We start from the raw sequence: 14,405 nt of genomic DNA on the forward strand, positions 1-14,405 counted from the left end.
ATGAGGAGCTGACCCATCACTATGCCCGAGCTGCTTCGGACCCTTCTGGCCTTTGCCCTCGTTTTGGGTGTCTTGGTCTTCATTCACGAACTGGGCCACTATCTGGCTGCCCGCTGGCGGGGAGTGCATGTCGAAGTCTTCTCGATCGGCTTCGGGCGGCCCCTGCTGCGCTGGCACGACCGGGTGGGAACCGAATGGCGGCTTTGTCCCGTTCCGCTAGGTGGATACGTTAAGCCGCACGGATTCGAAGGGCCGGAAGAAGCGACGCCGGAACAGGTGGCCGCTTGGCTGCCGGGGCGCACCTTTCATGACAAGCCGGTATTGTCGCGGGCGATCGTGATTGCCGCTGGACCGGTGTTCAATTTTCTTCTGGCCATCGTCCTGTTCGCCGGCTTGTTCATGGCGACGGGGCGGCCGGAGATTCGCAATGTCGTGGGGCAGGTCATGCCGGGCAGTGCGGCTGAGGCGGCCGGGGTGAAGCCGGAGGACATGATTGTACGTATAGGCACTCATGCGGTCTCTGGCGTCGCAGATATCCAGGCCCGCATCACCGCGGAGCCAGGTGCGCACACCGAACTGGGCGTCCGGCGAGGCGATCAGGTGGTGACGTTGCCGGTGACCGTCGGAATTGTGACGGACAAGAACGGCGGTCGGACCGGCCAGCTTGGAGTGATGTTCACCGCGACGATCGGCAAGCCGATGGCGCCACTGGCGGCGCTTGGTGCTGCCGTACAGGAGACGTGGCGCCTGACGGTTCAGACGCTGGATGGGCTGTGGCAGATGCTGACTGGCCAGCATAGCGCGAAGGATCTCGGTGGACCGCTGCGCATCGCGCAGATGTCGGGGCAGGTCGCGCAATATGGGGTGGCGAGCCTAGTGTCGTTCATGGCGCTCTTATCGGTCAATCTGGGTCTGATCAACCTGTTCCCGATTCCCGTGCTGGATGGCGGGAGACTGGTGTTCTACGGGCTGGAGGCTCTGCTCGGCCGCCCGGTTTCGCGCCGGGTGCGCGATATCAGTTTCCAGGCGGGGTTTGCGGTCATCGCGGGATTGTTTCTGTTTTCCACATTTAATGATTTGTCCCATTTCGGCCTGTTTCGCTGGGTTGCGTCGCTGAGCGGTTGACGCTTCTGCATGTTGCGGCATGCGGGCGCTTGCGCGAGGGGGGGGATTTCGGATACGTCCGCCAAGCGGATATGATCGATCTCGTGCCCGGCGACTCTGTTCGCATGGCGTGGTGTCGGGGGCCGCGGAGCGTCTGGTTTGGGGGAAACCGAATTTGCCGACTAAACGTTCAACGCTTCTTGCGTCGGTTTGCCTCGTGCCGTTGTTTTTTGCCGGGACCGCCGAGGCTCGGCGCGGCGTTGCAGCGGCAGGTCATTCCTCGGCGACGCAATCGGTCCGGTCCGGTGGTGTCATCGAATCCATCCAGGTCACCGGTAACGACCGGATCGAGACCAGTACCGTCCTGTCCTATATGGTGGTGCAGCCGGGGGACCCGTTCAATCAGGACGAGCTCGATCGTTCGCTGAAGACGCTGTACGCTACGGGTCTCTTCCGCGACGTGACGCTGCATCGTGCTGGTAACGTGCTTCAGGTGCGCCTGGCCGAGAATCCGATTGTCAATCGCATCGTCTTCGAGGGCAATCACGCTGCGAAGGACGAGGATTTGCGCAAGGTGATTTCGCTGCGGCCGCGCGCTGTGTTCTCGACCCAGATCACAGCGGCTGATCGCCAGAAGATCTTGGAGGTATATGCAGGCAAAGCCCGCTATGCCGCGACTGTGACACCTCAGATCATCCGCTTGGCCCATAACCGGGTCGATGTGGTCTTCCTGATCAATGAAGCCCAGCAGACGCTGATCCACAAGATCTCATTCGTCGGCAACAAGGCGTTCAGCGAGGCCCGACTGGCACAGGTCATTTCGTCGAAAGAAACGGCTTGGTACCGATTTTTTGCGTCTTCCGACGAATATAACCCTGAGCGTATTCGCTACGATTCGGAGCTGCTACGCCGGTTTTATCTGCGCAACGGATTCGTCGATTTCCAGGTACGCAACCAGACCGGCGAGTTGTCTCCGGACCGCAAATCCTTCTACGTGACCTTTACGGTAGACGAAGGACCACGCTACCGGCTGGGCAAGGTGAATATCCGTTCGTCACTGAAACATGTCAGCGCGGCGTCGATGCGCAAATATATCGAGTTGTTCGCGAATCAGTGGTACGACGGCAGCGCGGTGCAGCATAACGCGACCGACATGCAGGAAATTCTGCAGGGCCAGGGTTATCCGTTCGCCATGGTGCGGCCTGAAATCGCCCGAAACCCCGAACGTCACGTTGTGGACCTGCTGTTCGATGTCAGCGAAGGGCCGCGCGCTTATGTCGAGCGGATCGACATCAACGGCAACACGATCACGCAGGATGCAGTGATTCGTCGCCAACTCCCAATGTCTGAAGGCGACCCGTACACGCCCACCGAACGGAAATACGCCAAGGCGATCCTGCAGGATCTTGGCTTCTTCAGCACCGTTTCGGTTGATCAGACCACCGGCTCCGCCCCGGACCGGACGAACGTGGCGATCAATGTTGTTGAGAAGCCGACAGGTGAATTCTCGCTGGGCGGCGGCTATTCGACCGATGTGGGTATTCTGGGCAATATCGGCCTGAAGCAGCATAATCTGTTGGGGTCGGGCGTCGATGCCGGTATTTCGGGCACGATGGCATATTACCAAAGGCAGGCGGATATATCAGTCAGTGATCCGTATTTCCTTAACCGCAACCTGGTGGCCGGCGTCGACCTGTTCGTCATCGAGAACAACTACCAGACCTATCAGAACTATTCGGAGGGGCGGTACGGCATCACGTTACGAATGGGGTATGCCTATACCAACCGTCTGTCCCAATCGTGGAGCTACACGCTGACGGATCGTCATGTCGACAATGCTTATAGCGACGCGTCGTGGTATGTTCTGGATCAGACTGGCTGGTCGTTACTCTCGCAGCTCAGCACCACCCTGACCTACGACACGCGTGACAACCGGATGCAGCCGCATAGCGGCTACGTGGTGCGGCTCGGCGGTGATTTCGCCGGTCTGGGCGGCAATGAACGTTACGTGCGCGGCAAGGTGGATCTCGGCTACTATATTCCGATGGATGACCTGACGGGCAACCATGATTGGACGCTGGCACTAACGGCTGGCGCGGGTGAGATCGCCAACTGGGGTGGCGGCCGCAGCGACATCATCGATAACTTCTATCTGGGCGGTAACACGCTGCGCGGTTTTCTGGACGGTGGTGCCGGGCCGCGCAGCATGGGTATCCCTGCTTATACGTGGAACGGCCAGTCCTATGCGATGCATTCGCAGGAGGATTTCATCGGCGGCCGCTTCCTCTACACCGCCTCGGCTACCCTTAATTTCCCGATGCCGTTCGGGGCCGATATGGGGATTCGCGGCCGCTATTTCGTTGATATGGGTGGACTGGACGGGTTGCGTGTATCGCGGCGCTATACATCCTATCCGCAGGACATGCCCCGTTACACGCCGGTTTATGGCGACACATTGACGCCCCGCGTCAGTACCGGTGTCGGGTTTGCGTGGAAGAGCCCGTTCGGCCTGATCAATATCGACCTTGGTATTCCGGTCCTGAAGCAGAAGCATGACCGGACCCAATTGTTCCGCTTCGGCTTCGGCCAGCAATTCTGAGGTGACAATGCTTCGTTCACGTGGCGTATCCGCTTTGGTCGCGGCCGTCGTGCTGTCATGCGCCGGCACCTCCTGCGTTCCGGCCTGGGCGCAGGGAGCCGCACCTGCCGGCGGAAATGCAGGCTGGTTCGTGCCCAAGACCGCCCAGCCGGCGCCGGCGGCTTCCGCCCCCCGTGGCCCGGCGCGCACGGCCCCCGTTTCTATGCCCGCGGCTCCCGCCGATGGCGATGAGACCCAGTCGCAGACCCCGCCTGTGCTGCCGCTGCCGCCCGTCCCACCGTCGCCCGATATTCCGCGCGGCGTCGCCCCGCCGGTGCCGGTGATTGGTGTGATCAGCGTGCCTGACGTGATGCGTCTGTCGACTGCAGCGCAGCAGGCCGAGCGTGTGTTGGGCGGCCGGCGCGACGAACTGGCGCGCGACGCGCAGAAGGAGCAGGCTGGCTGGCGGGACGAGCAGCAGAAGCTGCAGGCCCAGGCGAAAAATATGGCCTCGGACCAAATCCAGCAACGTGAGCGCCACTTGCAGGAGCGCGTGATCAGCGCCCAGCGCGACTTCCGCAACCGCAACCGGATCGTCCAGGAAGCGGCCCAGGTCTCGCTGGGGCAGATCGAGCGCGAGTTAGTTCAGATCATCCGTCAGGTTGCGAGCAGCCGGGGGATGAACCTGGTTCTGCATCGTGAACAGGTGGCCTTGAGCCAGGATGGGCTGGACATCACCCAGCAGGTCGCCGACCAGTTGAACAAGGTGCTGCCGACGGTGTTCATCCCGGCGGCGAATGTCGATCCCGAAGTGCTGGCGAAGTCGGGCACGATGCCGACCACTGCCGATGTCGAACGCCAGCAGCAGGAAGCTCCCGCCCCGGTGGTGGCGCCTGCGGCGGCCGCCCCCGCGGCGGCGCATCACTGAGCGGGAGCGGCACGCGATGGAAGGGCAGGTCGGCATCGCCCTGCCGGGTGACGGACGGTTCTTCGAGCGGAGCGGCCCGTTTCCGCTCCAGAAGCTTGTGGAATGCGCCGGCGCGCGAACCGTGGGGGATGAGGGCTCCGATCCAGACACGCTATATGCTGGCATAGCACCGCTGCAATCCGCCGGCCCGCAGGATGTCAGTTTTCTGGACAACCGGCGCTATGCGCCGTTGCTGGAGCAGACTCGGGCTGGCGTAGTACTTCTGGCCCCCGCTTTCGTTGATCGGCTTCCCAAAGGGACGATCGGTTTGGTCTGCCAGACGCCCTATCTGGCCTGGGCGCGGGTGGCCAGCCTGTTCCATCCGTTGCCGGCCGTGGTGCCGGGCATTCATCCGACCGCCCTAATTGGTGTGGACGCCGTCATTGATCCTTCGGCGCAAATCGGTCCCTTTGTGGTGATCGGGGCGAGGGCGTTCGTCGGGGCGGGAACCCGCATCGATTCGCATGCGGTGATAGGCGACGGGGTGCAGGTCGGTGCACGTTGCCGGATCGGCGCTCAGGCTTGCGTGTCGCACGCTCTTCTTGGCGATCGAGTGACGCTGCTAGCCGGAGTGCGGGTTGGTCAGGAAGGGTTTGGGTTCGCAGTCGGCCCCGACGGTTTCGAGACCGTTCCCCAACTGGGACGTGTGATTCTGGAGGATGGGGTGGAAGTTGGGGCGAACTCCACTATCGACCGGGGATCGTCACAGGACACTGTGATCGGCGCGGGCTCGCGGCTCGACAATCTGGTGCAGATTGGCCATAATGTTCGCTTGGGGCGCTGTTGTATCGTGGTTTCCCAGGCTGGGATATCAGGGTCTACGGAACTTGGCGATTTCGTTACCGTTGCTGCCCAAGCCGGCCTGATCGGCCATATTCGTATTGGCGCCAAGGCCCGGATCGGGGCGCAATGTGGCGTGATGTCGGATGTGGATGCGGGGGCTGATGTGATCGGCAGTCCTGCGATGCCATTCCGGGAATTCTTCCGGAATGTGGCGGTGTTGCGGCGTCTGGCAAAAAAGGCGCCGCGCGAGGGAGGAGGCGAGGCCTGAGACAGCAGGCCCCCGGAATTTAACCGGGACAGGTGGGTGCTCGTATGAAAAGGCGCGTGGACCTGCAGTCCTGAGCAAAATGGTCGGACGACGTGAATAAAGAAGTAGAGGTTCCCTCGGTGGGCGACAGCCCGACCAGTATCGAATCGATTGACGTGATGCGGATCATGGAGGCGATTCCTCATCGCTATCCGTTCCTGCTGATCGACCGAATGGTCGATATCGTGCTAGGGTCTTCGGCGGTCGGCATCAAGAACGTCACGGCCAGTGAACCGCATTTCCAGGGGCATTTTCCGTCCCGCCCCGTAATGCCCGGCGTGCTGATCATCGAGGCGATGGCGCAGACAGCGGCGACTTTGGTCGTGCTGACTCTCGGGACGGCTTTCGAGGGCAAGCTGGTCTATTTCATGACCATCGACGGAGCCAAGTTCCGGCGCCCGGTGGAACCTGGGGATCAGCTACGAATCCATGTCGAGAAGGAGCGCAGCCGCGCTAATGTCTGGAAATTCAAGGGTGTTGCGCGTGTGGACGGCGTGTCTGTGGCCGAGGCGACGTTCAGCGCGATGATCATGGGCTGAAGCCGCCCCAGAATCGGATTGAAACGTTCTGTTGCGGGACGGCAGTTCCTCGTCAGCGAAAAATGCGATATCTGGTATGAGGCCGCAGCGACCCCAGAGGGGTTGCTGCGGCATGTGTGAATACCGGCATGCAAACGGTTCCGGCGTTGGGCCCAGCCATGGGAGAGCATATTGACCGATTTGGCACAGATGGACTCCGTAAGCCGGGCCCCTGAGATTCATCCCTCTTCGATCGTCGCCGACGGGGCCCGGATCGGACAAGGGGTCCGGATTGGTCCCTGGTGCTCGATCGGTCCCGACGTGGTGATCGAGGATGGCGTCCACCTGATCGCCAACGTGATCGTCGAAGGTCATACGCGGATCGGCGCGGGCGTCGTCTGCTATCCTTTTACAACGATCGGCATGGCGCCCCAGGACCTGAAATACAGGGGTGAGCCCACGCGTTGCAACATTGGGGCGCGGACGGTGATACGCGAGCATGTGACGATCCATCGCGGCACGGCGACTGGCAGCGGCGTGACGCGGGTGGGTGATGATTGCCTGATCATGGCGAATTCTCACATTGCGCATGATTGTACGCTGGGGAACAGTGTGATCATCGTGAATAACGTCGTTATGGGTGGCCATGTCACGATCGACGATCAAGCGCGGATCATGGGAGCGGCGGCGCTGCATCAGTTCGTGCGAATCGGCCGCGCGGCGCTGGTCGGTGGCGTGTGTGGCGTCGAGGCGGATGTTATCCCCTATGGCAGCGTACTGGGAAATCGTGCCCGGCTGGTGGGGCTGCATTGGATCTGGCTGAAGCGCAATGGCGTGCAGGCCGCTGAGATGCATCGCCTGCGCCGCGCGTTCCGTGCCCTTTATCCTCGTACGATGGAAGAGGAATCGACCGCGTTCAGCAGACGTTTGGCCGCGGTGCGGGCGGAATATGGCGATGAGCCTAAGGTGGCCGAGATCTTGGCCTTCATCGAGGCCTCTAGCCATCGCGGGCTGGTGCGCGTGGCTGGCGGTGGCGCGGCATCGATCGAATCGGACGGTGTCTAGGGGGCCGTCTTCGGTATGACTGTCGGCGGCGGTCCGCGCCTAGTAGGAGATTGTGTAGGCATTCTGGCCGGTGGTGGGCCTCTGCCCGGCCAGGTGGCGCGCGCCGTTGAGGCGCTGGGGTTCCGTGTTTTTATCGTCGGGTTCCAGGATTTCGTCGAGCCGCGGGTGATCGGCTCCTGGCCTCATCGATATATCCGGCTGGCTGCTGCCGGCGAGATCCTGGCTTGTCTGCGGGCGGAAGGCTGCCGGGATCTGGTCATGATCGGACCAGTGCGCCGGCCGTCTTTTTCCGATCTGCGCCCAGACGCGGCAGGTGCACGGATCATGGCGCGAATTGGGCGTGCGCTGTTCTCGGGCGATGACGGGCTGCTGGCGGCGATCGTGCGCGTGTTGGCGGAAGAGGGATTTATTATTCACGGTGCTCATGAATTCCTCTCCGGTTCGGTCGGGCGTTCCGGTGTTCTAGGGCAGATTCGGCCCGATACTGGAGCTCTGGCCGATATTCGGCGCGGGCAAGATGTGGTCGAGGCAATCGGGCGGCTGGATATAGGGCAGGGCTGCGTGGTGCAGGATGGGCTGGTGCTGGCCGTCGAGGCGATGGAGGGCACCGACGAGATGCTGCTGCGGGCCGGGGAATGCCGGCAACCAGGCCGGCCGGGCGGTGTTCTGGTCAAGATGCTCAAGCCCGGACAGGATCGCCGCGCCGATCTGCCGACGATCGGGCCGGATACTGTCCGGCGCGCGGCAGAGGTCGGACTGCGTGGTATCGCCTTTCAGGCCGGTGCCACTCTGATGACCGATCCGGCGGCCTGCATTGCCGCCGCCGATGAGGCTGGTCTGTTCCTGATCGGGATCGGTGACGGGGCGATGGGCATGCCGGCCGCCAGAACAGGAGAATGACGATGGCTCTCTATCTGCACACGATGGTGCGTGTTCGCAATCTGGATGCCAGCATTGCTTTCTACAAGCTGCTGGGCATGCATGAACTGCGTCGGCGCGAAGTGCCCGAGGGCGAATATACCCTGGTCTTCATCGGCTATGCTGATAACGCGGCCGGCCATGCGGAAATCGAGCTGACCTACAATTGGGGCAAGGATGACAGCTACGAGGTCGGAACCGGATTCGGCCATTTCGCAGTTGGTGTGCCCGACGTGGCGGCGATGGTCGAGGCTGTGCGGGCCGGTGGCGGCAAGGTGACGCGCGAGGCGGGGCCGGTGAAATTCGGCGTCACCATCATCGCCTTTGTCGAGGACCCCGATGGGTACAAGATCGAACTGATCCAGCGCCCCTGATCGGGTGTTTCTAAGCGCGGGCTGGCGAGAATCCGGCGTGCGTTTCCTGTGCTTCGCTGATCGCGCCCCTATGACCGTTCCCGCTGAGGCTGAGAACGCGCGCGCCGGGCGCGTTGCTCAATATTCCGGCAATTGGCCCTTCACGGGCACCGAGGTCGGAACGCCTGGTGTTCCGGCGTAAGTGATCAGCAGGACCGTTTGCGTGTCGCCGGCCTGTCCGTGGTGGACATCGTCGACCGATTCTCCGAACGCTTCACCGGCATGATAGACGTGCGACTTGCCGCTTTCCCGGTCGGTGATGGTCAGCGCACCTTCCAGCACATACACCGCATTGGGGATCGGGTGCTTGTGCCACGGCAGGGCCGAGTGGGCGGGAATTGTCAGCCGGATCATCGTCAGTTCCGGCTGTGCCGTCGGATAATGCGTGTAGGGCACGCCATTCCAGGAATGATCGGTCTGCCAACAGGATGTCGCGATGGCCTGAGGCCACGGTTTGGGCCATTGCCGATGGCGCGATTGCTGCGGCCGATAGAGAGGCGGCAATCAGGGCCGTGCGGATTGAGATCATCATGGCTCGTCCTCCTTATCGGCCGAGGGTGATACAGGACGCCCATCCATGTTCATGAAAAGGTAGTTTAGGGTTGAGGCGCGTAACGGCCGCGCGTGAAGGCGGGGGTGACGGATCTATCTGACCGGATATAGTTCCTTGTCGAATAGAGGGCCGAGCATGAGACGATACGATCCACGCGCCACCATGGGGATTCTTGCGGCCGTTTCCTGCATTGTCTGGCCGGCCATCGGGCAGGGACGGACGGTGGTGGACATGGCTGGACAAAGCGTGGCCGTTCCGGATCACCCGGCCCGGATCGCGGATCTGTGGTTCGCGCACAATGCCGTGACTATCATGCTGGGTGCTGCTGGCCGGATTGTCGTGACCAATGACCTGCCGACGACGCGGCCCTGGATGTATTGTGTGGCGCCGGATCTGTATCGGGCGGCAGGGGTGACGGGGGCCGTGCCGAATGTGGAGATGCTGCGCCATGCCGGGGTGGATGTGGCGTTCGTCTCCAGCGGTTCGCCAGCTCTGGAGCCGATGCGGCGGATCGGGTTGCCGGTGGTGCAGGTGGGATTCACCAATGAGGCCTCATTGCGGAGGGCAGTGACGCTGACGGCGGAGGTGCTGGGTGATCCGCGCGCGCATGAGATTGCCGGGCGCTATGTGGTCATGCTGGATGAGACGCGGGGCCGCGTCGCGGCGGCCGTTGCCGACATACCAGAGGGCCACCGGCCGCGCGTGCTGCATATCCAGTCACTGGTTCCGCTGAAAATCGATGGCACGCACACGATCATTGATGACTGGATCACGCAGGCCGGAGGGCGGAATGCGGCTGATATTCCAGGCAACATGCATACGGTTTCAGTGGAACAGATTGCCGCATGGGACCCTGACATCATCATTCTGGGCGGCGATGCGGGGGTGTTCGATCCTGCCGCAGTCCAATGGGCGGGGCTGCGTGCCGTGCGCGCGGGGCGGGTCTATCGCAATCCGGCGGGCGTGTTTCCGTGGGATCGGTATGGGATCGAATATCCGCTCCAGCTTCTGTGGACGGCGCGGATACTGTATCCGGACCGCTTCGCGAGGGTCGACATGGAAGAAGAAACAATAAGGTTTTACCAGGATTTTTTCGGATATAATCTGTCTGCCTCCGATGCCGCGCGCATCCTGGCGGCCAGGGAGCCTGATAGCGCGCCATGACCGCGTGGCGCGAGCGCGCGCTGTGGGCCGTGGCGCTGGGAAGCCTGCTGCTCCTGATGGTGGTGTCACTTTGGCTTGGCCGGTATCAGGTGCCGCTCGGGGATCTGGTGGGGGTGCTGGTGGGGCGTGACGGGGGGATGCCTGAGGAACGACGTGCCCTGCTGCATTCCATTGTGCTGGGCACGCGCCTACCGCGCATTGCCGGTGCGGTGGTTGTCGGGGGGGCGCTGTCGGTTTCGGGGGCTGGCTTCCAGGCCGTGTTCCGCAACCCGCTGGTGTCGCCCGGATTGCTGGGGGTGCTGGCCGGTGCCGGGTTCGGTGCCGCGCTGGGGATTGTGGCCGGGGCCTCGCCCATGGGCATGCATCTTCTGTCGTTTGCGGGTGGGGCGGTCGCGGTTGCGGTAGCGGTCGGTGTGGCGCGGCTGTTCGATGCGGCGTCGATGCTGATGCTGGTCTTCAGTGGGCTGGTCAGCACCGCACTGTTCACCGCGCTGCTGTCGCTGCTGAAATATGTGGCCGATCCCGATCGGCAATTGCCCGATATCGTCTTCTGGCTGCTGGGCAGCCTGACGCAGGTGACGGGGGCCGATCTGGGCATGATGGCGGTCCCGGTGGCGATCGGGATCGGAGTGCTGACGCTTTGTGGGCGCATGCTGGATGCGCTGGCGATGGGCGATGACGAGGCGCGGACGCTGGGCGTGCCGGTTGGCGTGCTGCGCTATGGGGTGATTGCGGCTGCGACCGTGCTGTCGGCGGTGACGGTTTCCGTGGCGGGGATGATCGGCTGGATCGGGCTGATCGTGCCGCATGTCGCGCGGCTGCTGGCCGGGCCGTGCAATGCTCGGGTGCTGCCGCTGAGTGCCTGTCTGGGCGGGGCGTTCCTGCTGGTTTGCGACGATCTGGCGCGGTGCGTGTCGGTCGAGGAAATCCCTGTCGGGCTGATCGCGGATCTGCTGGGGGTTGTCGTCTTTTTGGGCGTGTTGCGGCTGATTCGGCGCGGGTGGGTGGAATGACCGGGCTGGTGGTCGATTCCCTGTCATTCGCGCGGGGCGGCAGGACGATACTGGACGGGGTGTCGTTCGCGATGCAGGCGGGCGAGATGGTCGCGCTGCTGGGGCCGAACGGGGCCGGCAAGACGACGCTGCTGCGGCTGGTGCTGCGGCTGTTGCGGCCCCGGTCGGGGCGGGTGCTGCTCGACGGGCGGGCGATCGCGGGCATGACGCGGCGCGTGCTGGCGACCCATCTGGCCTATGTGCCGCAGGGGCATGGGGTGGTCTTTCCCTATCGGGTGCGGGATGTGGTGGCACTGGGGCGGCTGGCCGGTGGGGCGATGCTGGCGCCTGTCGTGCCGGCGGCCGATCGTGAGGCCGCCGCGGAAGCGATGGCGCGGCTTGCGATCGGTCATCTGGCGGACCGCTCCTATGCCGCGCTGTCGGGAGGCGAGCGGCAGGCGGTCTTGATCGCGCGGGCGCTGGCCCAGGGGGCGCGTCTGCTGGTGCTGGACGAGCCGGAGACGGGGCTGGATTACGGCCAGCAACAGCGCCTGTCCGGCCTGCTGCGTGGGCTGGCCGGTGAAGGGTATGGCATATTGGCCACGACGCATGACCCGCTGCGCGCTGCGCGGAATTTCAGCCGTGCGATCTTGATGCGCGAGGGCCGGCTCGTTGCTGACGGGCCGGCCGCCGAAATGCTGTCGGCGCAGGCGATTGCAGGTCTTTACGGATTTACGGCCGTTTCGGCTCCGCCTGCATGACGAAGCGCAGTTCGCCGCCGTTGAGGATGTCCTGCTGTCGCAGGTGCAGCAGGTCCTGCGGCTTGCCGTTGAGGGTCACGGCCGCGACATAGGGATGGGCGGCATCCAGATGGTCGGCCACCATGGCGAAGGTGCGGCCATTGGGCAGGTGGATCGCGGCCCTGGGCACGAACGGGCGGCCGATCGTGTAGTCGTTGCTGCCGGGTGCGACGGGATAGAAGCCCAGCGCGGTGAACAGGTACCACGCCGATGTCTGCCCCAGATCGTCATTGCCGGCCAGGCCGTCGGGGCGGCCGCTATATTGGCTGTCCATGATCTGTTTCAGGCGCTGCTGCGTCTTCCACGGGGCGCCGGCATAGTCGTAGAGATAGGCGATATGGTGGCTGGGTTCGTTGCCGTGGGCGTACCAGCCGATCAGGCCGCTGATATCCTCCACATTCTTGAACTGCGCGGGATCGACCCTGGTATCGAACAGGGTGTCGAGCCTGGCGATGAAGGGCGCATCGCCGCCCATCGCCTCGATCAGGCCGGGGACGTCCTGCGGCACGAACCATAGATATTGCCAGGCACTGCCCTCGGTATAATCGCTGCCATAGGCCGCGGCGGTGGGATCGAAGGGCGTGTGGAATTGGCCGGTGCTGAGGCGCGCGCGCATGAAGCCGGTTTGCGGGTCCCATTCATTGCGCCAGTTGCCGGCGCGTTTTTCGAATTGCTCCGCGATGCGTGTCCGGCCCATCGCGCGCGCCATCCGTGCCAGGGACCAGTCGTCATAGGCGTATTCCAGCGTCTTGGAGCCGGCCTCGGCTTCCTTGTCGATCGGGACATAGCCGAGCCTGATGTAATCCGTCAGGTCGCCATAGACGGGCGAGGTGGCGGAGGCGACCATCGCGTTCAGCGCCGCGTCCGCGTCGAAGCCGCGCACCCCGGCAAGATAGGCGTCCGCGATGATCGGCACGGCGTGATAGCCGGTCATGCACCATGTCTCCAGCCCCTGGTAGGACCAGACCGGCAGCACGCCCACCGGGCTGGCCTGCTGTGCCGCGATCAGCGACCGCACGAGTTGCGTGCTCATGTCCGGGCGCAGCAAGGCCATCAGCGGCTGCTGGGCGCGATAGACATCCCATGTGGACCAGGTGGAGTAGAAGCCGAAGCCCTGCGCCTTGTGGATATCCTGGTCCGGGCCGCGATACTCGCCGTTGGCATCCATGCTCAGGGTCGGAGCCAGCATCGCGTGATAGAGGGCGGTGTAGAATTGCGTCCTCTGGTCCGGCGTGCCGGCGACGTCGATCACCGACAGGGTCCGGTTCCACATGGTTGTGGCCTCGGCGCGGCGGGCGTCGAAATCCCAGCCCCGACCTTCCTGGTCGAGATTGGCGATGGCGTTCGTCTCGCTGACGGGGGAGATCGCGACCTTTACCCCCAGTGGGCGGTCCAGCGTGCCGAAATCGAATACTGCCTGTACCGCCCGGCCGTTCTGTACATTCTGGTCCACCGGTGCGTTGCCCGGCCCGCGAAAGCCGCGATAGGGGACATTGGTTTCCCGGTTGTACAGCGCGCGTCCGGTCATCGGGCGGGAGAAGCGCATTGCGAAGCAGAGCGTGCGCCCCGGGGCCCAGCCGCGCGTGGTGCGGCAGCCTGTGACCGTGCCGTCCTCGCGCACCCGCAGGCGCGTCCAGAGCACCTTGCCCGGATAGTCGTAGATGCTGGGCCGCAGATCCAGCAGCACATGGGCGGGCTTGCCCGCGGGGAAGGTGTAGCGGTGCCAGCCCACGCGCAGACCGGCCGTGAGTTCGGCGCGGACGGCGTAATCATCCAGCGTGACAGCGTAATAGCCGGGATGTTCGACTTCGGTAGCGTGGCTGAAGCGCGACCGGTAGCCGCTTTGCGGTTTGGCCGGGTCGCCGGGTTCCATCCGGACATCGCCGGAGATGGGCATCAGCAGCACGTCGCCGAGGTCGGAATGTCCGGCGCCGGAGAAATGCGTGTGCGAAAACCCCATGATGGTGGGGTCATTGTACTGATAGCCGCCGGCCCAGCCATAGGCGTGGTGGAATTCCGGCATTGCGGTGTCGGGGGAGGGCTGGATCATGCCGAACGGCACCGTCGCCCCCGGAAATGTATGCCCCGGTCCGCCGGTGCCGATGCGCGGGTCCACCATGGCGGCCGGGCCCCCGGCCGTGTCCCCGGCGGCGTGCGCGGGGCCGGGGGGCAGGGCGATTGCGAGCGCCAGCGTGGCGGACAGGCAGTACAGGGGCGGGCGACGCGTCATGAAGGGACCTTGG

General features: G+C 63.8%; 12 protein-coding genes and 1 pseudogene. 11 read left to right on the forward strand and 2 right to left on the reverse strand.

Annotated features, from left to right (window positions below):
• Positions 1 to 21: 21 nt before the first annotated feature.
• From rseP to gloA, 8 genes are all read left to right on the forward strand, one after another.
• On the forward strand, positions 22 to 1,125 hold the full coding sequence (gene rseP / locus HLH36_RS08595; RefSeq protein WP_182985966.1) for an RIP metalloprotease RseP: 1,104 nt from the start codon (positions 22 to 24) through the stop codon (positions 1,123 to 1,125).
• 154 nt (positions 1,126 to 1,279) lie between these two features.
• Complete coding sequence (gene bamA, locus HLH36_RS08600; protein WP_182985967.1) at positions 1,280 to 3,703, forward strand: outer membrane protein assembly factor BamA; 2,424 nt, start codon at positions 1,280 to 1,282, stop codon at positions 3,701 to 3,703.
• 7 nt (positions 3,704 to 3,710) lie between these two features.
• Positions 3,711 to 4,610 carry an OmpH family outer membrane protein gene (locus tag HLH36_RS08605; RefSeq protein ID WP_182985968.1) on the forward strand — a complete coding sequence of 300 codons (900 nt, stop codon included), beginning with the start codon at positions 3,711 to 3,713 and terminating at the stop codon, positions 4,608 to 4,610.
• Between the two features lie 16 nt (positions 4,611 to 4,626).
• Positions 4,627 to 5,700 carry a UDP-3-O-(3-hydroxymyristoyl)glucosamine N-acyltransferase gene (lpxD, locus tag HLH36_RS08610; RefSeq protein WP_182985969.1) on the forward strand — a complete coding sequence of 358 codons (1,074 nt, stop codon included), beginning with the start codon at positions 4,627 to 4,629 and terminating at the stop codon, positions 5,698 to 5,700.
• 92 nt (positions 5,701 to 5,792) lie between these two features.
• Positions 5,793 to 6,278, forward strand: a complete 486-nt coding sequence (gene fabZ, locus HLH36_RS08615; protein WP_182985970.1) for a 3-hydroxyacyl-ACP dehydratase FabZ — start codon at positions 5,793 to 5,795, stop codon at positions 6,276 to 6,278.
• 189 nt (positions 6,279 to 6,467) lie between these two features.
• Positions 6,468 to 7,322 carry an acyl-ACP--UDP-N-acetylglucosamine O-acyltransferase gene (gene lpxA / locus HLH36_RS08620; RefSeq protein ID WP_182985971.1) on the forward strand — a complete coding sequence of 285 codons (855 nt, stop codon included), beginning with the start codon at positions 6,468 to 6,470 and terminating at the stop codon, positions 7,320 to 7,322.
• Between the two features lie 15 nt (positions 7,323 to 7,337).
• Positions 7,338 to 8,222: an LpxI family protein gene (locus HLH36_RS08625; protein ID WP_182985972.1), complete on the forward strand. Its 885-nt coding sequence runs from the start codon at positions 7,338 to 7,340 to the stop codon at positions 8,220 to 8,222.
• Between the two features lie 2 nt (positions 8,223 to 8,224).
• On the forward strand, positions 8,225 to 8,614 hold the full coding sequence (gene gloA, locus HLH36_RS08630) for a lactoylglutathione lyase (protein ID WP_182985973.1): 390 nt from the start codon (positions 8,225 to 8,227) through the stop codon (positions 8,612 to 8,614).
• Between the two features lie 117 nt (positions 8,615 to 8,731).
• On the opposite strand, the pseudogene HLH36_RS08635 reads toward gloA, so the two are convergent.
• Positions 8,732 to 9,116, reverse strand: a pseudogene (locus tag HLH36_RS08635) (cupin domain-containing protein).
• Between the two features lie 225 nt (positions 9,117 to 9,341).
• On the opposite strand from HLH36_RS08635, the gene HLH36_RS08640 reads away from it, so the two are divergent.
• The 3 genes from HLH36_RS08640 to HLH36_RS08650 are packed head-to-tail and all read left to right on the forward strand — an operon-like array spanning position 9,342 to position 12,123.
• Entirely contained in the window at positions 9,342 to 10,370 is a 1,029-nt protein-coding gene (locus HLH36_RS08640; RefSeq protein WP_182985974.1) for an ABC transporter substrate-binding protein, read from the forward strand.
• The gene (locus HLH36_RS08645) at positions 10,367 to 11,383 is read left to right on the forward strand and encodes a FecCD family ABC transporter permease (RefSeq protein WP_182985975.1); all 1,017 of its coding nucleotides are present in this window, start codon (positions 10,367 to 10,369) and stop codon (positions 11,381 to 11,383) included. The genes HLH36_RS08640 and HLH36_RS08645 overlap by 4 nt, the downstream gene beginning before the upstream one ends.
• Positions 11,380 to 12,123: an ABC transporter ATP-binding protein gene (locus HLH36_RS08650; protein ID WP_182985976.1), complete on the forward strand. Its 744-nt coding sequence runs from the start codon at positions 11,380 to 11,382 to the stop codon at positions 12,121 to 12,123. Before HLH36_RS08645 ends, HLH36_RS08650 begins: the two co-directional genes overlap by 4 nt.
• Here the strand turns inward: HLH36_RS08650 and HLH36_RS08655 are convergent.
• Positions 12,095 to 14,392, reverse strand: a complete 2,298-nt coding sequence (locus HLH36_RS08655; RefSeq protein WP_182985977.1) for a GH92 family glycosyl hydrolase — start codon at positions 14,390 to 14,392, stop codon at positions 12,095 to 12,097. The genes HLH36_RS08650 and HLH36_RS08655 overlap by 29 nt on opposite strands.
• Positions 14,393 to 14,405 lie beyond the last annotated feature (13 nt).

Source organism: Gluconacetobacter aggeris (genome assembly GCF_014174395.1).
GTDB classification, from domain to species: Bacteria; Pseudomonadota; Alphaproteobacteria; order Acetobacterales; family Acetobacteraceae; genus Gluconacetobacter; species Gluconacetobacter aggeris.

Excerpts from the sequence above, each read along its gene's own strand:
- HLH36_RS08655 (WP_182985977.1), bottom strand. The coding sequence starts at position 14,392 with ATGACGCGTCGCCCGCCCCTGTACTGCCTGTCCGCCACGCTGGCGCTC.
- rseP (WP_182985966.1), top strand. The coding sequence starts at position 22 with ATGCCCGAGCTGCTTCGGACCCTTCTGGCCTTTGCCCTCGTTTTGGGT.
- HLH36_RS08640 (WP_182985974.1), top strand. The coding sequence starts at position 9,342 with ATGAGACGATACGATCCACGCGCCACCATGGGGATTCTTGCGGCCGTT.
- HLH36_RS08605 (WP_182985968.1), top strand. The coding sequence starts at position 3,711 with ATGCTTCGTTCACGTGGCGTATCCGCTTTGGTCGCGGCCGTCGTGCTG.
- gloA (WP_182985973.1), top strand. The coding sequence starts at position 8,225 with ATGGCTCTCTATCTGCACACGATGGTGCGTGTTCGCAATCTGGATGCC.
- HLH36_RS08625 (WP_182985972.1), top strand. The coding sequence starts at position 7,338 with ATGACTGTCGGCGGCGGTCCGCGCCTAGTAGGAGATTGTGTAGGCATT.
- lpxA (WP_182985971.1), top strand. The coding sequence starts at position 6,468 with ATGGACTCCGTAAGCCGGGCCCCTGAGATTCATCCCTCTTCGATCGTC.
- HLH36_RS08650 (WP_182985976.1), top strand. The coding sequence starts at position 11,380 with ATGACCGGGCTGGTGGTCGATTCCCTGTCATTCGCGCGGGGCGGCAGG.
- HLH36_RS08645 (WP_182985975.1), top strand. The coding sequence starts at position 10,367 with ATGACCGCGTGGCGCGAGCGCGCGCTGTGGGCCGTGGCGCTGGGAAGC.
- lpxD (WP_182985969.1), top strand. The coding sequence starts at position 4,627 with ATGGAAGGGCAGGTCGGCATCGCCCTGCCGGGTGACGGACGGTTCTTC.